At 71.0% G+C, this 21,186-nt stretch carries 15 protein-coding genes; 7 read left to right on the forward strand and 8 right to left on the reverse strand.

Annotated elements, in window-relative coordinates:
* Nucleotides 1-114 precede the first annotated feature (114 nt).
* The 3 genes from E1165_RS08255 (at nt 115) to E1165_RS08265 (ending at nt 5,476) form a co-directional block, all read left to right on the forward strand.
* Entirely contained in the window at nt 115-3,471 is a 3,357-nt protein-coding gene (locus tag E1165_RS08255; protein ID WP_132389343.1) for a S8 family serine peptidase, read from the forward strand.
* Nucleotides 3,472-3,652: 181 nt separating this feature from the next.
* Entirely contained in the window at nt 3,653-4,549 is an 897-nt protein-coding gene (locus tag E1165_RS08260; RefSeq protein ID WP_132389345.1) for an LLM class flavin-dependent oxidoreductase, read from the forward strand.
* 222 nt (nt 4,550-4,771) lie between these two features.
* Nucleotides 4,772-5,476: a carbonic anhydrase gene (locus E1165_RS08265; protein ID WP_243704653.1), complete on the forward strand. Its 705-nt coding sequence runs from the start codon at nt 4,772-4,774 to the stop codon at nt 5,474-5,476.
* Nucleotides 5,477-5,940: 464 nt separating this feature from the next.
* On the opposite strand, the gene E1165_RS29510 is transcribed toward E1165_RS08265, so the two are convergent.
* From E1165_RS29510 to E1165_RS08290, 6 genes are all read right to left on the reverse strand, one after another.
* Nucleotides 5,941-7,455, reverse strand: a complete 1,515-nt coding sequence (locus E1165_RS29510; RefSeq protein ID WP_207916762.1) for a hypothetical protein — start codon at nt 7,453-7,455, stop codon at nt 5,941-5,943.
* Nucleotides 7,344-9,593, reverse strand: coding sequence for a LamG-like jellyroll fold domain-containing protein (locus tag E1165_RS29515; protein ID WP_207916764.1), 2,250 nt, complete (start codon nt 9,591-9,593; stop codon nt 7,344-7,346). Before E1165_RS29515 ends, E1165_RS29510 begins: the two co-directional genes overlap by 112 nt.
* Nucleotides 9,594-10,011: 418 nt before the next feature.
* Complete coding sequence (locus E1165_RS08275; protein ID WP_243704654.1) at nt 10,012-11,502, reverse strand: cellulose binding domain-containing protein; 1,491 nt, start codon at nt 11,500-11,502, stop codon at nt 10,012-10,014.
* Nucleotides 11,503-11,775: 273 nt separating this feature from the next.
* Nucleotides 11,776-13,506 carry a multicopper oxidase family protein gene (locus tag E1165_RS08280; RefSeq protein WP_132389347.1) on the reverse strand — a complete coding sequence of 577 codons (1,731 nt, stop codon included), beginning with the start codon at nt 13,504-13,506 and terminating at the stop codon, nt 11,776-11,778.
* On the reverse strand, nt 13,503-13,955 hold the full coding sequence (locus E1165_RS08285) for a DUF6220 domain-containing protein (RefSeq protein WP_132389349.1): 453 nt from the start codon (nt 13,953-13,955) through the stop codon (nt 13,503-13,505). Before E1165_RS08285 ends, E1165_RS08280 begins: the two co-directional genes overlap by 4 nt.
* 9 nt (nt 13,956-13,964) lie before the next feature.
* A complete protein-coding gene (locus E1165_RS08290) occupies nt 13,965-14,954 on the reverse strand; it encodes a carboxymuconolactone decarboxylase family protein (RefSeq protein WP_132389351.1) in 990 nt (329 codons plus the stop codon).
* A 142-nt stretch (nt 14,955-15,096) separates the two neighbouring features.
* Between E1165_RS08290 and E1165_RS08295 the strand changes: the two genes are divergently transcribed.
* The 3 genes from E1165_RS08295 to E1165_RS08305 all read left to right on the forward strand — a co-directional run bounded on the left by E1165_RS08295 (nt 15,097) and on the right by E1165_RS08305 (nt 18,173).
* Entirely contained in the window at nt 15,097-16,227 is a 1,131-nt protein-coding gene (locus E1165_RS08295) for a sensor histidine kinase (protein ID WP_132389353.1), read from the forward strand.
* Complete coding sequence (locus E1165_RS08300; RefSeq protein WP_132389355.1) at nt 16,224-16,886, forward strand: response regulator transcription factor; 663 nt, start codon at nt 16,224-16,226, stop codon at nt 16,884-16,886. Before E1165_RS08295 ends, E1165_RS08300 begins: the two co-directional genes overlap by 4 nt.
* Nucleotides 16,887-17,093: 207 nt before the next feature.
* Complete coding sequence (locus tag E1165_RS08305) at nt 17,094-18,173, forward strand: S1 family peptidase (RefSeq protein WP_132389357.1); 1,080 nt, start codon at nt 17,094-17,096, stop codon at nt 18,171-18,173.
* A 431-nt stretch (nt 18,174-18,604) separates the two neighbouring features.
* Here the strand turns inward: E1165_RS08305 and E1165_RS08310 are convergent, their stop codons facing one another.
* Entirely contained in the window at nt 18,605-19,759 is a 1,155-nt protein-coding gene (locus E1165_RS08310) for an epoxide hydrolase family protein (RefSeq protein ID WP_132389359.1), read from the reverse strand.
* A 63-nt stretch (nt 19,760-19,822) separates the two neighbouring features.
* On the opposite strand from E1165_RS08310, the gene E1165_RS08315 reads away from it, so the two are divergent.
* Nucleotides 19,823-20,773: a YafY family protein gene (locus tag E1165_RS08315; protein ID WP_132389361.1), complete on the forward strand. Its 951-nt coding sequence runs from the start codon at nt 19,823-19,825 to the stop codon at nt 20,771-20,773.
* Between the two features lie 76 nt (nt 20,774-20,849).
* On the opposite strand, the gene E1165_RS08320 is transcribed toward E1165_RS08315, so the two are convergent.
* Nucleotides 20,850-21,186 (reverse strand): cellulose binding domain-containing protein (locus E1165_RS08320; RefSeq protein WP_207916766.1); only part of this gene is annotated, 337 nt, incomplete at its 5' end.

A 21,186-nucleotide genomic window follows, 5' to 3' on the forward strand; every position in this document is an offset into this window, starting at 1 on the left:
CACAGAACGGGTGCCGATTCGGTTACCAGGTGTCACGATGACGTCAGAGATCGAAAGGTGGCCATGCCCCGGGCTCGGAGCCCAGGCGCCGGCCACCAATGAACGGGGAGGAACATGTCCATCAGTGCAAGGCTGGCCCGTGCCCTGTTGGCGGTGGCCCTGACGGGCTCACTCGTCGTCGGGGTACCGTCCACGAGCTCGGCCGCGGTCACGGACTCGGCCGACCGCTCGCCCTCCGACAACCAGGTCACCCTCATCACCGGTGACCGGCTCACCATCGCCGAAGATGGCCAGGTCGTCGTCGAGCACAACCCCAACCGCAGCGGCGTACGGTTCACCAACTACCGCCGGGACGGGCACACCTACGTCCTCCCGTCCGACGCACTGCCCGCGTTGACCGCGGGCGACCTGGACCACGAGCTGTTCAACGTCACCGCGCTGCTCGCCTCCGGTCACGGCACCAACGGCGGTGGTCTTCCGATCATCGTGACCTACGCCCCGACCGGTGAGGCCTCCACCCGTGGCTACCTCGCCGCCGGTGGCGCCACCGTGGGCCGGGAGTTGTCCAGCGTGGACAGCATCGCCGCGCGAACCGACCACGACACCACGTCCGACCTGTGGCATGAGCTGACCACCGCCGCACCGCAGGGACGGGCGCTGCGCCCCGCCGTGGACCGGGTGTGGCTGGACCGGTTGCGAAAGACGACGCTCGACACCAGCGTCCCGCAGGTGGGCGCGCCCGCCGCCTGGGCAGCCGGCTACGACGGCACCGGCGCGACGGTGGCGGTCCTGGACACCGGCATCGACGCCACCCATCCCGACCTGACCGGTGCCGTCGCCGCCGCGCAGAACTTCACCACCGAACCCGACGCCCGCGACCTCAACGGACACGGCACCCACGTGGCCTCGACCATCGCGGGCACCGGCGCGGCGTCGCAGGGCGCGAACCGGGGCGTCGCGTCGGGAGCCACGCTGCTCAACGGCAAGGTCTGCGAGGCCTCCGGCTACTGCCCCGACTCGGCCATCATCGCCGGGATGGAGTGGGCGGTGGCCCAGGGCGCCGACGTCGTCAACCTCAGCGTCGGCGGCCCCGACCGGCCCGGCGTCGACCCACTGGAGCAGGCGGTGAACGAGTTGACCGCCAGCAGCGGCACGCTCTTCGTCATCGCGGCTGGCAACAGCGGCGCGGACGAGGCGATCGGCTCGCCGGGCAGCGCGGACGCGGCGCTGACCGTGGGCGCCGTCGACGGCTCGAACAACCTGGCGAACTTCTCCAGCCGGGGGCCCCGACCGGAGGACGCGGCACTGAAACCGGACATCACCGCGCCCGGCGTCGACATCACCGCGGCCCGTAGCTCCACCGCTCCGATCGGCACCCCGGGCGCGCCGTACGTCGACAACAGCGGCACGTCGATGGCGACACCGCACGTGGCGGGCGCTGCGGCCATCCTCGCGCAGCGCCATCCGACCTGGTCGCCGACGCAGATCAAGGCGGCCCTGATGGGCTCGGCCGTGCGCAACCCGACGCTGGGAGCCTTCGCGCAGGGAGCCGGGCGACTCGACGTCGCCCGGAGCGTCCAGCAACCGGTGGTCGCGGACCCGCCCAGCCTGAGCCTCGGCCGGCAGCAGTGGCCGCACGGCGACGACCCGGTGCTCACCAAGACGATCACCTATCGCAACCACGGCACCAGCCCGCTGAGCCTGAACCTCGCACTGGCCACCTCGGGGCCGGGCGGCGGCGCGGCTCCGGCCGGCATGTTCGCCCTCAGCGCCAGTTCGGTGCAGGTGCCCGCCGGTGGTCAGGCGTCGGTGCAGCTCACCACGGACACCAGGGTCACCGCCCCGGACGGGCTCTACACCGGCTACCTCACCGCCACCGGCCCGAGTGTGCTGGTCAGCACGCCGTTCGCGGTGGACCGGGCGGAGGAGTCGTACGACCTGACGCTGCAGCACCTCGACCGCGCGGGCAACCCCACCACGGCGTACTTCGGCCTGGTCCAGAGCGCCGACGGCAGCAGAGTCTGGATCGTGGGTGGCCCCGGGCCGGTCACCGTGCCGAGGGTGCCCGCCGGCACGTACCTGGTGACCAGCGCGGTGTACGGCGGCGGGCCGGCCGGACCGGAGACGACGGTGCTCGCCGCGCCACGGGTGGAGATGAACCAGGCGCGCAGCCTGGTCATGGACGCCAGACTGGCCCAGCCGGTCAGCGTCTCCGTGCCGGACCCGCAGGCCAGCGTGGTGATGACCGAGATCGGCGTGCAGATGAACGGCAGCGGGGAGAGCGCCTACTACACCCAACGCGTCGGCTCTGGGACGACCTACATCGGGCAACTCGGCAGCCAGTACGTGTGGGGCTCCTTCTCCAAGGTCGGCTTCACGCTGGCCCGACCCGGCCCGGGCGGCGGCTCGTTCAACTCGCCCCGGGTCTACCACCTGGCGTGGTTCACCGACCAGCGCCTGCCGACCGGCTTCAACCGGACGGTGGCCAGCGCCGATCTGGCCACCGTGGAGACCCACTACGCCGGGCACATCCCAGGGACGGTGGGGACCAAGGCCGCGTACGCGCACCCCGGCGGCACGCTGTACGGCACCCAGGTCGGCCACGTGGCGGGCGTCGGGCTGTCGTTCAGCCTGCCGTCCTCACGCACCGAGGTGTACAACACCGACGGCGGCATCCGGTGGCACTCGGCCTTCCTGGAATCGACCTACCAGTTCGGGCCGGGTATCAACTACCTCAACTCGGGCGTGAAGACGTACACCGGTGGCGTCACCTCACAGGAGACCTGGAACAGGCCCGTGTACGGTCCGGCCTTCACCTCGTCGATCTACGACGACAACTGGGTCACCCGTACCGGCAACGTCATCACCGCCAGCGTGCCGTTGTTCGGCGACGCCGACGGTCACGCGGGCCTGCCGGATCCGGCGACGTCCAGCGGGACGCTGGTGCTCAAGCGCAACGGCGTCACCATCGGTGAGTTGGCCTATCCGGCGTACGAATGGAGACGGTTCACCGTGCCGGCCGGCAACGCCACGTACCGGCTGGAAGCGACGGTGGAGCGGACGGCGCCGGTGACTCTGTCGACCAAGGTGAGCGCTGCCTGGACGTTCATCTCGGACACGGTGTCCCCGACGGCGAAGCTGCGGCTGCCGTTGTGGGCGGTGAGGTTCAGCCCGAACCTCGACGCCCAGAGCACCGCGCCGGCCGGCGGCACCTTCGTCATCCCGGTCAGCGCGTCCGCGCAGCCGGCGTCGGCGACCAGCAACCTGCGCAGCCTGACCGTCGACTACTCGGTCAACGACGGCGCCACCTGGCAGAGCGCCACGGTGTCCGCGACGAACGGCGTCGGCACGGCCACCGTGACGCACCCGAACACCACCGGGTTCGTGTCACTGCGAGCCCGCGCGGAGGACTGGGCCGGCAACGTCGTCGAGCAGACCGTGACCCGGGCCTACCGGATAGCGCCTGCCTGACCGGAGTCCGTCCGGCTGGCCCACCGCCCCGCCCCGCCGCCAGCGGGTGCGGGGCGGTGGGCTGCCGCGGCGCAGCGCCGACTCAGCGCGGTGCCGCCGCGGTGTCGGACCCCGCCCGTGCGGCGACTGGGCGTGGAAACATGGCTGCTTTCGCGGCCAGCCGTTCGGCTATGTTTGCTCGATGGCGACTAGACCAGCGCGGCGTCGGCGTATCGGCGTGATGTTCGACCGGGACCGTCAGCCCGAGGAGTTGGCCGCGTTCGCACGAACCGTCGAGGAGGCCGGCGCCGACGACCTGTGGGTGGTCGAGGATCTCGGCTGGGCCGGCTCCGTCTCCAGCGCGACCATCGCGCTCGCGGTGACCGAGCGTATCCGGGTGGGCATCGGAATCGCACCCGCGCCGCTGCGTAACCCGGCGTTGCTGGCGATGGAGCTGGCGACACTCGCGCGCGTCTATCCGGAACGCTTCGTGGCCGGTGTCGGGCACGGCGGGCGCGAATGGATGGCGCAGGTCGGCGCCGCCAGCCCACATCCGCTTGCTCTCCTCGGAGAGACCATCACCGCCGTTCGGTCCCTGCTGCGCGGCGAGACCGTCACGCTGCATGGTCGTGCCGTACACCTGGATGGCGTGCGCCTGGTCCACCCGCCGGCGGTCCCGCCCCCGGTCGTCGCCGGGGTGGTCCGCCCCCGGTCACTGGAGCTGTCCGGGCGGCTGGCCGACGGCACGATCGTCGCCGAGGGACATGGCCCGGCGCAGATCGCGTCGGTGCTGGAGCACATCGAGAAGGGCCGTGCCACCACCCCCGCCGACCGGCCCCACGAGGTGGTCGTCTTCGCCTTCCACCATGTCGACGCCGACCCGGATCGGGTTCGCGCGGCGACCGCGGAGGCCGTCGCGGGACAGGCCGGCTGGCTCGGCATCCCGGCCGATGACGTGTTTCTGGCCGCCGGCTCGGCCGACACGGTTGCCGAGCGGGTGCGCAGCCTGTGGGATGCCGGCGGCGAGACCGTCGTGCTACGGCCGATCGGGGCCGATCCGTTGGGTCAGCTGCGCGCGTCGCTCGCCGCTCTGCGGTAGGCCGCCCCGGCCCCGCGCGGCCCGCCGCCCTGCGGACCGGGTACCGCCGGCCACCGGACCCGTCGCGGGCCGGGTCCGGTGGCATTCACCCCTCCCGCTCGCGGGTCGACGACCGATGCTTGGTGCCAGCGGCAGGACCGGATGGGTGCTAGCAGGTAGGCGAAATGAGGTGCCCTGCCCATAAGGTCATCCGCATCCCGCCCTTCCTATGAGGAGTGCTCTGTGGCTTTCCCGCTGTCCCGTCGGTCGATGCTGGCCACCAGCGGCGCCGTGATCGCCGCCGGCGCCACCGCTGCCGCCGTCGGACCCGCCGTTGCCGCGTACGCCGATTCCGCCGCCCCCACGCCGACCCAGGCGCTTCGCCGCCTCCTGTACGGCAATGAGCTCTTCGCCAGCGGGCACGGCCGACACCCGCACCAGAGCCTGGCGGACGTGCACCGGCTGGCTGCCGGGCAGCACCCGTTCGCCAATGTCCTCGGGTGCGCGGATTCCCGGGTGCTCCCGGAGGCGGTCTTCGACCAGGGGCTGGGCGACCTGTTCGACAACCGGGTGGCCGGGAACATCGCCGACGACCTGCTGCTGGGCAGCATCGAGTTCGGCGTCGAGGAGCTCGGCACCCCGCTGATCGTCGTTCTCGGGCACGAACGGTGCGGGGCGATCACGGCAACCGTCAACGCGATCCGCACCGGCGCACCCGTGCCCGGTCACATCGCCGCCATCGTCGATGCCCTGCGCCCGGTGGTGGAGCCGGTGCTCAACCAGCCCGGCGACCCGGTGGAGAACGGCGTTCAGGCGAACGTCCGGGCGCAGGTGCGAGGGCTGATCGACCGCAGCCACATCATCGCCGAGCGGGTGCACGCGGGCACGCTGCAGGTCGTGGGCGCCCGGTACGACCTGGACAGCGGCCACGTCACGCTCGTGCGCTGACAACCGTCGTTCCGGCGTGAGCGGACCTACCTGCGCTGCTCCCAGTCGCCCACGCGGATCGGCTAGGGGCCGCGCACGGCACCGCCGTACCGGCTCCACCCGGCTGGCGTACGCCGCCACCTCAGCGGATCGCGACCTGGACGCGGGCTCGGCCACGGGCGTTCGCGGGCAGGCGTCAGCGGGATCTCCTGCTACCGCATACCTATCCCAGGTCGTTGCCGAGTGCCGGGCACGGCTTCACAGTGTCCTCATGAGGCCGCCGAGCGGTGACTGAGCCAGTCGGTGGCGGTCCTTCCACGTCAGCCACCAGCCGCGCCCGCGCCCGCCGGTCGATCCGGGTGATGCAAACGGAACTCCCTGTGACGGCGAGGAGAGACCTCGTGTCACAGGGAGTTCCGCTGTTACCCGTTGATCGGACGCCCCCTTGACGTCAACCCCGCTCGGCTAACCACGCCCCAGCGCGTCTAGCCCACCAGCGGACTCAGGGTGTCGGCGAACGGCGTCACCCCGATCCGGTCCACGATGGGCGCCTGCTTCGAGCGCAGCAGCACACCGGGGAACGTGTCGGAGGCGTACGTGGTTCCGTCGAAGTTCGGCAGTTCCGCGGCGGAGAACCTGATCGCGTTCTGCCCCTGGACCAGCTGCACCGGGATGGTCAGCTCCCAGTAGTTGTTGGCGTGGAACGAGTGCGGGAACGTGACCCGCCGCACCTGCCCGTTGATCGAGATGTCCGCGTGGCGGGCCAGCGGGTCCGGGTTGTAGTGCGTGGCCGGCGCCTGCTCCGGGTTGGAGTAGCGGACGGTCAGCGCGTACACGCCGGCCTGGGTGGCGTTGACGGTGAAGGTCAGCGTGTTGCCGTTGCCCGGGTCGCCGCCGACGTTCGTCACCGCCCTGCCGCCGCTGGCCAGCGAGTAGTCGGCGATCACCGCCGTACCGGCACGCTGGGCGTTCTCCGCCTCGTACCAGGTGGTTACCAGGGTGCCCTGGGTGCGCTGCACCCGGAGCCGGTCGACCCGGGTGTCGGTGGTGGTGCTCTTGCCGGTGAGCGTGATCTTGTTGATGCCGCCGGACAGGAACACCTTGACGCGCTTGGAGGCGGTGACGTCGCCGACGTTCTGGCCGTTGACCGAGAGCCCGGCGTTGGCGCTACCCACCATGTCGACGTCGACCGCGGACTCGCCGTCGACGGGCGAGTAGACCCAGAAGCTGACCGACTGTCCCTGGCGGATCGCGGCCACGCCGGCACCGGAGACGCCGGTCTGGTTGTGCAGGGTCCGGGCGCCGCCGACGAGGGTGGCGTGCTCGGCCTCGTAGATCGCCTGGGCCGCGGCCGGGTTGGGCAGCGACAGGTCGATCTTGTCGATGATCACGTCGCCCTTGGTGGTACGTGTCCCGTTGAGGTTGCGCGCCGCGAGGGTGATCGTGTGGCTGCCCGCGGTCAGGTTGACCTTGGTGTCAGCGTGGTCCCAGACCACCCACTTGTAACCCAGCGGCATGGAGAGCTCCTGCTCGGCGCCACCGTCGACGCGCAGGAAGATGTTGGTCGGGCCCTGCTCGGCGATCAGGTTGTAGGTGTTGAGCGAGTTGGCGAAGACGCTCAGGTCGTACGTGCCGTTCTGCGGCACGGATACGTTGAAGTTGAGCACCACGTCGGAGTTGGTGCGCAGCCCGCCGACGTTGTACGTGCCGGAGGTGTAGAACTTCGCGACGTCCGACGGGGTGCCCTCCGGCCCGTTGCGCGACCAGCCGGTGCCGGTGTGCGCGGCGTCTTCCGCCTCGTACGTCGCCTGCCACAGCTTCGGCGCGACGGCGGGGGCGGTCGCCGAGCCACCCGGGGCCAGGGTGATCTGGTACGCGGAGGACTCCTTCAACCTCGGCAGGCTGTTGCCGAAGTCGAACCCCACCCTGCCGTTGACCACCGGAGCGACGAGTTCCGCCACGACCTCCGGCTGGCCGGAGTCACCGATCTGGCCGGGCACGGGATCTCCTGGACCAGCGCGTGCACCCTCTGGCCGAAGACGGCGCTGTTGACGTTTCGGAACTGCACGTACGCGTTGCCCGCCGCGCCACCGAAGATGGTCTTGGCCTGCGCCTTGGTGGTGTCGAGAGTGCCGACGCCCTGCAGCGTGTAGCTGACGTTCGGCTGCGGCGGGGTCACCTTCACCGTCCGCCCGGTGAGCTGGCCGTACGCGTTGAGCAGCCACCACTGACCGTTGCCGCGGTTGGCCTGCACCGCCGAGTCGCTGAGGTTGCCGTCGATGTTCCAGTACGCGATGTCGGCGTCCACCTTGGACTCCTCGATCGCCGAGATCCACTGGATCATCTGGCCCGGCACCGAGGTGTGGTAGTTGAAGGCGTACTCGTTGATGTTGATCGGCAACTGCCGGCCCTCGTGCGCCGTGCCGGCGAAGACCGTGCGCTCCCAGCCGCGGTACTTCGCGACGCTGGTGCGCACCTGCGCCGGGTTGCTCAGCTCGTGCCAGGTCATCACCTCCGGCACGGTGTTCGTCGCCACCGTGTGCCGCAGGAAGCCCTGCACCTGGTTGTAGAGCACGCTGGTGTTCGGTCCGGCGATGCGCGCGTTCGGCATCTTGCCCTTGATCAGGGCGTACGCCTCGTTCCACGCGGCGAAGAAGTACTGCGGGTCATTGAGCCAACTGATCTTGTTGCAACTCCATGTCCCGGTGCCGAACATGTTGCCCTCGGGCTCGTTGAACGGCACGAACACGATGTTGTCCTGGTACTGCGCCGGGAGTTGGAGCACCTGGTCGACCTGTTTGGCGAGCTTCTGCTTGTAGTCGCTCATCCGCTCCGCGCAGGTGTTGCCCGGCCACTGGTACGGGAAGCCGCGGTAGATGTCCGTCATGTAGATGTAGACGTCACCGTTGGTGGCGTCGGCGAGCGGCTTGACCACCTCCAGCGCGTCCGCGCCGGGGTGCTGCGGGCCGTCCTGCGCCTTGGTCGAGACGGTACGCAGGTTGATGCCCTCGATCAGGTTGCGCGTCGGCAGTCCCTCGCCGTACAGGCCGTAGAGGACCCCGGAGGCGCCACCGTGGAACGGGCCGGTGTCGGCGGCCAGGTCGATGGCGAGGTCGGTCATCACGGTGACGTTGGCCTGGACCTGGGTCGTCGTTCCGTCGACCGTGCCGGTGACGGTGAACTGGTTACGGTCGGCGTACTGCGTCGGGCTGATCGCCGGCCAGGTGATCGCCAGCCGGCGGACGATGCCGTCGGTGTACTGGCCGTCGACGGTGGCGGGCAGGTTGGGCGCCGTGCCGGCGGGGGTGGTGATCGTGAACGACGTCTGCGCCAGGCCGGTCAGGGTGGCGAGGCGGTTGCCGGCGAGGTCGGCGACCTCCGCCGGGGTCAGCGCGGCGTCGTACACCCGGAAGTCGTCCAGCGCGCCGGCCAGGAACGGGTGCCCGTTCCAGAACGCCTTGCCCAGGAAGCCGGACGTGGTGTTCGTGTCGGAGTGCATGACGGTGGCGAGGTTGATGGCGGCGGTCCGGCTGCCGACCTTCGCCCCGTTGATGTAGTACGTGATCGTCTGGCCGTTGATGGTGGTGACCAGGTTGACCCACTGGCCGGTCGGCAGTTTCTGCGTTCCCGGCACGCCGACCTCGGCGGTGCCGTTGACCGGCTTGATCGACGATCGGGTCGTCGCGTCCCCCTGGTAGGACGGGGTCACGAAGGTGGCGGTGTTCAGGTCCTTGCCGAGGTTGTAGACCCACTGGAAGTCCGGACCGCCCGACCACTTGAACAAGGTCGAGATGGTCATGGCCGAGCGGTTCTTGAACAGCCCGTTCGGGATGCGCACGTACGGCGCCGTGGTCGAGGTGCTGGCGCCACCCGGCAGGACCAGTGCCTGGGTGCCGTCCGCGCCCGCGGTGGTGCTGGCCGAGCCGGGGTTGACCAGCGTCCCGTTGAGCCCGGACGGTGAGCGGTCGGTGACCGCGCCGGCGGACAGGCTGCCTTCGAAGTCGTAGTGCAGGACAAGGTTGGCTGTCGGTTCGGCCGACAGCGCGGGAGAGGCCGGCAGGGCCAGCGTTGCGGCCAGACCCAGGAGGGCGGTGTGTGTCAACAGCCGGCGAGCATGCCGGCTTCGGTGAGCGGACATCGGGTTCTCCCGTCCGATTGGTGCGGAGCCTCGAATCGATTCGAATGGTGCGCTTCTCTGGTGCCGGGGGTCAGCAGCGAGTGCAGAGGCAGTGTGAGGACGTGGAATGAGTTGCTGTCGAACCGATTCGCTTGAGGGGGAGGTTAAGTTCCGGCTACGAGCATGTCAACGGCGGTCGCCGCCGTGGTTGACACGTCGGGGTTCAGACGCCGTCCCGGTACGGCATACGCGACCGGTCGGAACGCGTCGCCGCCGCGGACGACCCTGATTTCCCCCCGGCCTGCCGGAGCGTGTTCGTGACGGTCGTGCCCAACTGCTGAGCAGCAAGCGGCGCAGGCGGCGGGAGGGGCGTCGCCGTACGGACGACCTCGTCGAGGTGCGCTGATGAGGGCCGACGTACGGGCGTGGCCCATGCCGGCTACCAGCCCAGCGGCAGGCTGCCGACGAACGTGCCGAACCGGTCGGCGATGAGCTGGTGGTCGCGGGCGGAGTAGTGCCAGTGGCAACCGAGAAGGTCCAGGCTGGTGCCGTCGAGGGCCCAGTAGCGGACCCGGCTGTCGCCCGCGCTGGTGCGCTCCTGCACCACCTGCCGGACGGAGTCCGCGAAGGGGCTGGCGCCGACGGCGACGATGGTCGTGTTGGTGCCGTAGCGGGTCCGCAGCTTCTGCAGGAAGGAGCCGTAGGCGGCGCGGTAGGCGGCGACAAGACTCTCGGCTGTCCACGGCTCGCCGGGGTTGAGGGCGGTCGAGAAGTCGTTGGTGCCGAGGTAGACCACGACGAGCTGGGGCCGCCAGGTGTCGGGGTTCCACACGTCGCCGGGCACGTTCAACAGCGCGCGGTCGTAGTAGGTGCGGTAGTCGGTGCCGGGATCGCTGCCGTTGTAGTTGCGGACCATGCCTCTGCCGGAGAACGCGTTGATCTGGTAGTCGGCCGACAGTCGGCGCGCGACCAGCGCGCCGTAACTGACGTCGGTGTTGGTGGTGCGGTTCACCTGGTCGCCGGTGCAGTCCCGGCTGGTGGACGTGTTGCCGTAGCCAGCCGTCAGTGAGTCGCCGATGAACTCGATCTGCCGGCTCCGGGCTGCCGGCTTGGTGAGGATCGCGCCGCCCGGGGCGGCGACGAACCCACCGAACTCGCTGGTGCTCCACGGGCTCTCGTTGCGCTTGACGAGGCGCACGGTGTGCTCGGCGTTGCTCAGCCCGGTGACCCACCGGGTGGTCTGGCCGGGCGTCACGAGGGTGGCGACGGTCGCGCCGTCGACCTGGACGACGTAGTCGGCGGCCGAGTCGTTCAGCACGATCCCCACCCCGGTGCCCCGGAACCGGCCCTCGAAGTAGACGCCGGGCCAGCTGTACTGCACACTGCTGCCGCTGGCCTTGACACGGCCCGCGGTGTGTACCCGGGACAGCGCCTCGCCGGGCGGCGGGCTCGTGGGGCCGCTCGACGGTGACGCGCTGGGCGACGACGCGCTGGGCGACGGCGAGGCCACGCCGCCGGTGCAGGTCGTCCCGTTGAGCGCGAAACTCTCCGGGGCCGGGTTGCCGCCGGTCCACGACCCGTTGAACCCGAAGCTGGTGCTGCCGTTGGTCGACAGGGTGCCGTTCCACGCCGTGTTGCGCGCCGTCACCGTTGATCCGTTCTGGGTCAGCGAGGTGTTCCACGCCTGCGTCACCCGCTGCCCGGCCCCGAACGACCAGGTCAACGTCCAGCTCGTCACCGGGTCGCCGAGGTTCCTGAGCTCTACGTTCGCGCCGAATCCACCCGCCCACCGCGAGGTGACCGTGTACGTGACGGCGCAGCCCGCCGCCGCGGCGTGCGCGGCCACGGCGACGGCGGTCGCCGTGCCGGCCAGCACGGTCGACGCGGCCACCGCGACGAGCATCCTGGTGCGGGATGGGTGCGTGGGCATGGCTTCTCCTCCGGGCAGGGGCAGCGATCGAAGTATCTCGATCACCGCGACTGCTGGCAACACCTGGGCCGGATCGGGCCGCGAACCGGTGGAGAATCTGCCGGGTTTGGGCGATAGGCGTGCCACCCGTTCGAGTGGTCTTCGCCCGTTGGAGGCCGGGACCCGGCGGTCCCGTCCGGTCGGCCGGCCAGTACCCGGGCCGCCCGTCCTGCGTCGGTACGCCACGGTCCTTGGAGGACGACGCTGTCCTGCAACCGTGTCCATTAGGGCGGGTCACGAGTACATCAGGTGCAGTGTCATCCCGGTGTGCGCCAGGTTGTGGCAGTGGTTGGCCCACATCCCGGGGTTGTCGGCCCGGAACGCCACCTCCCAGACGTCGCCGGGGCGTACGTCGAACGAGTCCAGCCACAGGGGGCTCCCGGTCGCGGGCTGTCTGTTGTGGGACAGCACCAGGACGTGATGCCCGTGCAGATGCCACGGGTGTACCACCATCGATCGGTTCACGATCGTGAACCTGACGATGTCGCCGAGACGTACGGCGTGAGGCGGGATGTCCGGGTCGGTCGCGCCGTTGACGGTGTGGGCGTACCTCGGGAGTAGTCCGCGCAGGTCGAGGCCGCGATCCAGGACGAGGGTGAACTTCCGGTCGAACCGGGACCACGGTGCCGGGGAACCGACGCCGTAGCCGAGCGGGTCCAGCACCGGCCACCCGTCGGTCGCCGCCGACATCGGTCCGGTCGAGTAGACCGCTCGTCCGTCAACGAAGAGCGCCACCGGTGTGGCCGGCGCGGTGAACACCAGGTCGTAGCGTCCGCCGGCCGGGATCAGCACGGCGGTGTCCACAAGCGGGGTCGGTCCCCGCAGCTCGTATCCGTCGATCGCGGCGACCCGGAACGGGGTCCCGGCCAGGGCGTACCGGTGTGTGGTGCTGTCGGTGTTGATCAGCCGTAGCCGTACGGGCTCTCCCGCCTCGACCGGCTCCACGCGCGGTGCCGGCAGCGGCTCGCCGGCCAGCGTGTGTACCGGCACCGTGACGTCGACACCGGTCACCGGCGCCGGCCGCACCACCAGGGCACCGTAGAGTCCCTTCCGCACGCCGACGTCGGATACCGCGTGCGTGTGGTACCAGTACGTTCCGGCCTGACCGGCGCGGAACCGGTAGACGAACTCCTGTCCGGGCAGCACCGCCGCCTGCGTCACCCCGGGTACCCCGTCCTGACTGTTCGGCACGTCGTAGCCGTGCCAGTGCAGCGTGACCCCACGCGCGATGTCCCGGTTGCGCAGCGTCACCGCCAGGACGTCGCCGACGGTGGCGGTCAACTCCGGCCCGGGAACCTGTCCGTTGAAGGCCCACGCCGCGACGTCACGGCCGCTCACCCGCACCGTGGCGGTTCCGGCCGTCAGGGTGAACCGCCTGGTCGGCTCGCCCACGGTCGACGCATCCTGGTATCGGTGATCGTGTGGCGCGGCGGGAGTCGCCCCCGGAACGAGCAGCCCGGTTCCGGCCACCAGCGCCGCGACCGCCACGACGGTGGCCGCCCGAGACAGCGTGCGGGACGGACGTGGACTGAGGATGCGCCACGAGACCGCGGTCGCTGCGACGATCCCGGCGACCGCGAGCAGTCCCACGCCCGCCGACGCGGGATAGCCGTGCAGGAGCGTCACCAGCAGGGCGCCGCTCCCGGCGTACCCGGCGAAGAGCATCGGCACCGCGACGGATCGGATGTCGCCCGGGACCCGCAGCAGCCGTGTCCCGGCGACGACCACCCCCGCGAGCGACAGGGGAGCGGCGATGACGACCTTCTCCGCCGCGAACCACCAGCCGGCACGGGCGAGCGCGGTGATCGTGATCGCCCGGGCAAGCGTGGCGAGCAGCGCGAGGCCGGCCAGTCCCAGTGCGAGCGGCCGACGCCGGGCGGCCGACGCGGCACCGCCGCCGAGCCACCCGGCGGCCGCGAGGACCGCGATCACCAGATCGGCCGCGAGCAGCGAACCGGTGTTCATGCCAGCCCCCGTTGCGGGACGGTCACCTCGGTGACGCCGGCCGGCGCCGGGTGGGCCAGCTTGCGCGCCGCCTGGAGGACGGCGACAACGACGTGCACCGCGATGATGCCGTTGAGCGCGTGCAGCCCGGCGATGGCCAGGCCGAACGGGGTGCTGACGCCCGCGGCGTCGGTGGACGCGTTCGCGAGCATGGCGATGAGCGCCTGCAGGACGACGAGACCGAGCGGCAGGAACGCCAGGCCGATGAGTCGCCCCGGTGCCTTCGCCAGCGCGGCGAACAGGACGGTGAGCAGGGTGAGGACCGGGATGACCACCGTCCCGGTGACGCTGTGCAGGACATATGTGCCCTCGCCCGCGGGTTTCGTGAACGCGCCGACGGCGGCGAAGACGAACTGCAGGACGAACGCGACGAGCAGCAGGGTGCTGACGACGACGAATGCCTTGCGCATGGTGATCTCCTAGGCGTGAGCCGCGGACAGGGCCCGGGCGACGTGGTCGGTGGCCGTGATCGCGCCGTACGCGACGATTCGCACGAGGTCGGCGTCGTCCGGACGGGACAGCCGCCAGACCGCGACATCGGCCGGGGTGATCGCGGCGGGGGCGAATGCCGCCAGCAGCGCGATCCGTGTCCCGACCCGGTCCATGCCGGACAGGTCCAGGACAAGTCTGGAGGCCCACTCGGCGGGCCGGGCCGGATGCTGTCCGTCCTCCCAGCGCACCGTGGCCGCGACCGTCTGGCGCGCCACATCGCTCAGCAGGTCACCGCCCCGCGAAGCGACGGTCCTCAGCGCCGCGTACGCGACGCCGACCGGGCTGTCCCCGGCCCACGCCGGTGGCGCCGTCGGGGTGGCGTCGAGCAGCGGGAGGCTGCGGCCCGGTTCCCTACGCTCCCGGGCCGCTCTGGCGTAGGAGCCGCCCCCGGCTGACGGCACCACCGGTGAGCGCTGTAGACCGCCGGGCAGCAGATTCGGGTCGAGCAGTGCCGAGACGATCCGGTTGATGAAGTGGAAGGCGAGCAGGCTGCCGGTGATCTCAGGGCCGTACGGGCTGGTCCAGGCGGTGCTCCGGGGGGTGCGGCTGGCCTCGGCCCAGGCCGCGAGATCGGCCTGCCTCGGATCCTGTGGCGCCCCGCCCCGGGCGATGACCTCGGCCAGCTCGTGCCCGCAGTGCGCGTGCAGCAGCATCACGTGTGTGTGGACGCAGAACCGGCAGCGGTTCGCCCGCGACACCGCCGACGCCACGAGTTCGCGGTCGATCCGGGACACATCGCCGGCGAGCAGTGCCTCGCGCATCAGCGCCCAGGTGGCGGCCAGCACGTCGGGCGCCGGCGAGAGCGCCTGGAAGGTGGGGACCGGCCCGAGGAAGTCTTCCCGCAGCTGCTGGTAGACCTCCGCGGTCGGACCGGTCGCAGCCTCGACCGGAGCGGGCACGAAGAAGCGGTATGTCATGGGCTCGATGCTCGCCGCGGTGAGCCGGAAAGACGTCGTGCCGCCGCAGGCACTTGCCGGGCCTGCGTACCGCGTCCGCAGTACGCCTCATCTACCGCGGGCGTGGGACGCTTCCTTGTGGCCACCGGTCTACAGTTCGCTCATGCGCCGCGATCTGCCGTACGTCCTCAGCGGCCTCGTCCTCGGCGTCTTCCTGCTCGGCAACGCCGCGCTCGCGCCGGACGCCGCTCCGGTCCGGGCGGTCGACGTCGCCCTGGTCCTGGTCATGGCGGCGTCCCTGGCGGCGTGCCGGCGGTACCCGGTGGTGGCCCTGGTCGCGGTGACCGCCGCCATGCTGGCCCTCCACGTCCGGGTGCACTCCGGGGCGTCCGCCGGGTTCCCCGTCCTGGGCGCGGTCTACGTCGCCGCCTGGCGAGGGCGCCGATCGGCCGCCGCCCTGGCCAGCATCGTCTTCCTCGGCGGATTCCTGGCCCACGACATCGCCGTCGCGCCTGACGGCCGGCCCGGCCAGCTGATCGTCGAGCGGACCGCCCTGCTGCTGGGTTGGTTTGTGGCGGCCAACGTCGCCGGGCTCGTCGCGCGGCAACGCCGGGCGTACCTGGCGCAGGTCGAGCAGCGGGCGATCGAGGCCGAACGTACCCGCGAGGAGGTGGCGCTGCGTCGCGCGGGAGAGGAGCGTCTGCGCATCGCCCGGGACCTGCACGACTCGCTGACCCACAGCATCTCGGTGATCAAGGTGCAGGCCGGTGTCGCCGTGCACCTGGCCCGCAAGCACGGCGAGGAACCGTCATCCGCGCTGCTGGCGATCCAGGAGGCCAGCAGCGCCGCGATGCGGGAGCTGCGTGCGACGCTGGAGGTCCTGCGCTCACCCTCCGACGTGGACCTTGTCGGTCTGGCCCGGGTGGGCGAGCTCGCCGAGCGGACCCGGGCCGCCGGCCTGCCGGTGCAGGTGGCCGTCACCGGAAAGCCCCGGGACGTGCCCGCCGAGGTCGACCAGGCCGGCTACCGCGTCGTCCAGGAGGCCCTGACCAACGTCGCCCGCCACGCCGGCCGCGCCACCGCGCAGATCCACGTCGAGTACGCGCCGGCGCAGCTGATCGTCTCCGTGACCGACGACGGTCAGGCTTCGCCGACCCGGCCGGTGACGCCAGGAGTGGGCCTGCGTGGTATGCGGGAACGGGTCGTCGGGCTGGGTGGCACGCTGCAGGCCGCGGCCCGCGACAGCGGCGGGTTCGGGGTACGGGCCACGTTCCCGTTGGACGGTCCGGTTTGATTCGGGTCCTGCTCGCCGACGACCAGGCCTTGATGCGGGCCGGATTCCGGGCATTGCTGCACGCCGAGGACGACCTGGAGGTGGTGGGCGAGGCCGCCGACGGCGCCTCGGCCGTCGACCTGTCGCGACGCCTGCGGCCGGACGTCGTGCTGATGGACGTGCAGATGCCGGGACTCGACGGCATCGAGGCCACCCGGCGCATCGCCGCCGATCCCGAACTGGCCGCGGTTCGCGTTCTCATCCTCACCAACTACGGGCTCGACTCCTATGTCTTCGCCGCGCTCCGCGCGGGCGCCAGCGGGTTCCTCCTCAAGGACGCGGACCCCGCCGATCTGTTGCGGGCCATCGCCGTCGTGGCTCGCGGCGACGCGCTGCTCGCCCCGGCGGTCACGCGTACGCTCATCAGCGAGTTCGTCGCCGGCCTGCCGCCGGCCGAGCCGGCGGCAGGCCGGGGCCTGCTGACCGCCCGGGAACGGGAGATCGTCGCGCTCGTCGGCCGGGGGCTGAGCAACGACGAGATCGCCGAGCGCATGGTGATCAGCCCGTTGACCGTCAAGACGCACGTCAACCGGGCAATGACGAAGCTGCATTGCCGCGACCGTGCCCAGGTGGTCGTGTGGGCGTACGAGTCGGGGCTCATCACGCCGCGCCGCCGGTGACACCGGAATGGGCCGCGACTGCGCCGGCTCGCTGGACGGGCCGGTCGTGAGCCTCGCCCGGCCCGGTCCGGGATCGGCCGCAAGCCGGATCGTGACGGTGAATCCAGGGGTTCACGTCGATGCCATGGTCTGTTCGCCGCAATTGATGATCACAAGTCCTAGCGTGGGACGTCCTGACGCTCCTCGGAAAGGCAGCATGTGAACGCATTGCCCTCGCTGCGGCGCGCCGCGGCCGTCGCTACCGCGGCCGTCCTCGCCGCCGTCCTGGCCGTCCCGTCGACCGCTGGCGCCCGGTCGCCCGCCGACACCGACTCCGCGCGCGCCGACCTCACGAGCAAGGCGGCACACGCCCTCGTGGACCGCCTCGGCGCCGACCGTACCGGCGGCGCCTGGCTCGACCGCAGCGGCCGGATGGTCGTGGCGGTGACCGACGCCGCTGCCGAGAAGGCCGTGGTCGACGCGGGCGGCATCGCCCGGATGGTCACCCACAGCGCGGCCGAGCTGAACGCCATCAACGCCACACTCGCGGCGCAGATCGACACGCCGGGCGTGGCGTTCGGCGTGGACAGCATGAACAACAAGCTCTTCATCGACGCCGACACGACCGTCTCCGCCGAGGACTACCAGCGGCTCGCCGACCTGGCCGCCTCCCACGGCGGCGCGGTGACGCTGCGGCGGATGCGCGGCGAGCTCAAGCCGTTCATCCAGGGTGGGCGGTTCATCACGCCCAACCGTGGATCCGAATACGGCTCGTGCTCGGTCGGCTTCAACGTCCGCAAGAAGGCCAACCCCAACTCGCTGTACATGATCACGGCGGGGCACTGCACCGTGGGCGCGTCCGGCGTCAGCGACTGGTACGACGGCGTCGGTCAGTATGTCGGCTACGACGCCGGCGGCTACTTTCCGGGCAACGACTTCGGCCTCATCAAGCACAACAACGCCAGCCTCAGCAAACCCGGCAACGTGTGGATCAGCGAGGGCGTCGTCCGCGACATCACCCACTCCCGCGACGCCGGTCTGGGTGAGACCGTCTGCCACAGCGGTTGGAAGACCGGTTACCGCTGCGGCGAGGTGCTCGCCAAGAACACCACGGCCAACTATGCCGAGGGTCGGGTGACCGGGCTGGACTACACGAGCTTCTGTGCGGCTGGTGGCGACAGTGGTGGGTCGGTCTTCCACGGCGACGCCGCGCTCGGCCTCGTCTCCGGTGGGATTCCGGAGGACTGCCGCACGTACGTGCAGCCGGTCAACGAGGCTCTCGCCTGGTACGACGTCGAGGTCTACTGAAACTCACACCTGAATGACGGCGACGGACGTGAAAACCGTCCGGTGTGCACGTGGGAGGGGGTGAGCAGCCGCCGTGAAACGTGTCGGACGAGTGGTGGGCCGAGACCAAGCGGCGCTGCCACCCCCGCCGCCACCGCGTCGTCGCCACCCGGGGCGTAGACGTCCCGGCTCGGCCCCTTCTCTGCGCCCGGGAACGGCTGGCGCTGGCGTGCCTACGCGTTGCCGCCCACACCAGTTGCGTTCCCGCCACGGCGCGTCGCCGACATCGATCCGGGTCGCGGCGGCGACGCGCAGGCCGATCGACGGCTCAGCGGCGGACAGCACCCGAGCACAGCCGCAGCACGGCGGTGGAACGGTCGGTCATCCGAGTACATCCCCCGTCGTCGCGTTCTTGGGCGGGACGGTGCGGGCACCGTCCCGAATGGTTGCCGTCAGCGGAGGGTTCGGAAGAAGTCCCGGATGTCGGCGGTCAGTGTCTCGGGTTCCTCGAGTGCGGCGAAGTGGCCGCCGCGGTCGACGTCCACCCAGCGGGTGATGGTGTTCTCGCGTTCGGCGTAGCGGCGGATGGCCACGTCATGGGCGAAGACGATCGCCGCGGTGGGCACCCCGGAGTTCGGCTGCGTGGCGCCCCAGGCGGATTCCTGGGCGTAACCGGTGTACGCCGACGAGCCGGCGGTACCGGTCAGCCAGTAGATCGTGGCGTTGGTCAGCAGCAGGTCCCGGTCGACGACCTTGTCCGGCAGCGCCTCACGGGGGTGGGTCCACTCGCGGAACTTGTCCATGATCCAGGCGAGTTGGCCGACGGGGGAGTCGGTCAGGCCGTACGCGAGGGTCTGGGGCCGGGTGGACTGGATGGCGATGTAGCCGAACTCCTCCCGCATGAACGCCTCGATCCGGTGGATCCGGTCGCGTTCGAGGTCGGACAGGCCGGGCAGTTCCTCGTCCGACAGCGGCAGTGGCGGCAGCGGGCCGGGACCCCCGTTGACGTGTACGCCCGCGACGTGGTCCGGCGCGACCCGGCCCAGCTGCGGACTGACCGCGGCTCCGATGTCGCCGCCCTGTGCCCCGTAGCGCTGGTAGCCCAGCCGGCGCATCAGTTCGGCCCATGCCCGTGCGACGCGACCGGTGTCCCAGCCGGCTTCGGTGGTCGGGCCGGAGAAGCCGAACCCGGGCAGTGACGGGATGACGACGTGGAACGCGTCGGCCGGGTCACCGCCGTGGGCGCGTGGGTCGGTCAGCGGTCCGATCAGGTCGAGGAACTCCACCACGGAGCCGGGCCAGCCGTGGGTCAGCACCAGCGGAAACGCGTCCGGCTCCGGCGAGCGTACGTGCAGGAAGTGGACCCGCTGCCCGTCGATCAAGGTGGTGAACTGCGGGAACCCGTTCAACCGCGCCTCAGCAGCCCGCCAGTCGTAGCCGGTGTGCCAGTAGTCGGCCAGCTTCCGCAACCAGGCGCTCGGGACACCGGTGTTCCAGTCGTCACCGGGCAGCGCGACGGGCCAGCGGGTGCGGCTGAGCCGATCGCGCAGGTCGTCGAGCTGCTGCTGCGGGATGTCTATGCGGAACGGGATGATGTCTTCGCTCATGAGTACGACAGTAGGCAGGGAAGAGGACAGCTTCTGCCCTAGCTGGCTGGCAGACTTCCCCACATGTTGGAGACCTCGGCGCGGCTGCTCCGCCTGCTGTCCCTGCTGCAGACCCCCCGCGACTGGACCGGTGCCGAGTTGGCCGGGCGCCTCGACGTCGACGTGCGAACCGTTCGGCGTGACGTCGACAAGCTGCGGGTCCTCGGCTATCCGGTGCATGCGACACCGGGCGTTGCCGGCTACCGACTCGGCGCCGGCGCGAAGCTTCCACCGCTGCTACTCGACGACGAGGAGGCGATCGCCGTCGCCATCGGGCTGCGCACCGCGGCGACCGGCACGGTGGCCGGCATCGAGGAGGCGTCCGTGCGTGCGCTCGCCAAACTCGAGCAGGTCCTTCCGTCGCGCCTACGGCACCGGGTCAACCTGTTGCACTCGGTCACCGTCGCCGCTCCCGTCGCCGGCCCGACCATCGATCCGGAAACCCTGACCGCGGTCGCAACGGCCTGCCGCGATCACCACCGGCTTCGCTTCGACTACCGCAGCCACGACGGCACGACGTCGGTCCGCACGACAGAGCCCCACCGGCTCGTCCACACCGGCCGACGCTGGTATCTCGTCGCCTGGGACGTCGAGCGCGCCGACTGGCGCACGTACCGGATGGACCGGCTGGCGCCCCGCGTCCCGGCGGGTCCCCGATTCACCCCACGCGAAGCACCCGACGTCGACCTCGCCGCGTATCTGTTCCGTGGCGTCTCGGCCGCGGTATACCGCTACCAGGCACGCGTCACCCTGCACGTCTCCGCGGAGACGGCCGCCGAGCAGGTCCTCCCCACCGTCGGCCTCATCGAAGCCGTCGACTCACGAACCTGCCTCCTGCACACCGGATCGAACTCCCTCGACGAACTTGCCGTCCACCTCGGCCTGTTCGACCTCCCCTTCACCGTGAACGAACCACCCGAACTGATCGCACGTATCCGCGACCTCGCCGCCCGCCTCACCGACGGCGTCCGCTGACCGCCACACCCGACTTCGGGCCAGATCCCGAGGTCGAGCGGGCCGGGCGGCGCACGCCCGACCCGCCCGACGGGGCTCAGCCGGCGCCGCAGGAAACCGACGCGGGGCGGCTGTTCGCTCCGTTCCACGAGCCGATGAAGCCGAACGTGGTGCTGGCCCCCGCGGCCAGGTTGCCGTTGTAGCTCATGTTGCGAGCGGTGACGGTTGACCCGCTGCTGGTCACGGTCGCGTTCCAGGCCTGGGTCACGCTCTGGCCGTCAGCGAAGGACCACGTGACGACCCAGCCACGGATGGCCGAGGCGCCGGCGGTCACCCGGACCTCGCCCTGGAAGCCACCCGGCCACTGGTTCGCGTTCGAGTACGTGGCCGTGCAGCCGCCGGGCGGGGGCGTGGTCGGCGGGGGTGACGTGGGC

This window comes from Micromonospora sp. KC723, from assembly GCF_004348595.1.
In the GTDB taxonomy this organism is placed as follows: domain Bacteria; phylum Actinomycetota; class Actinomycetes; order Mycobacteriales; family Micromonosporaceae; genus Micromonospora.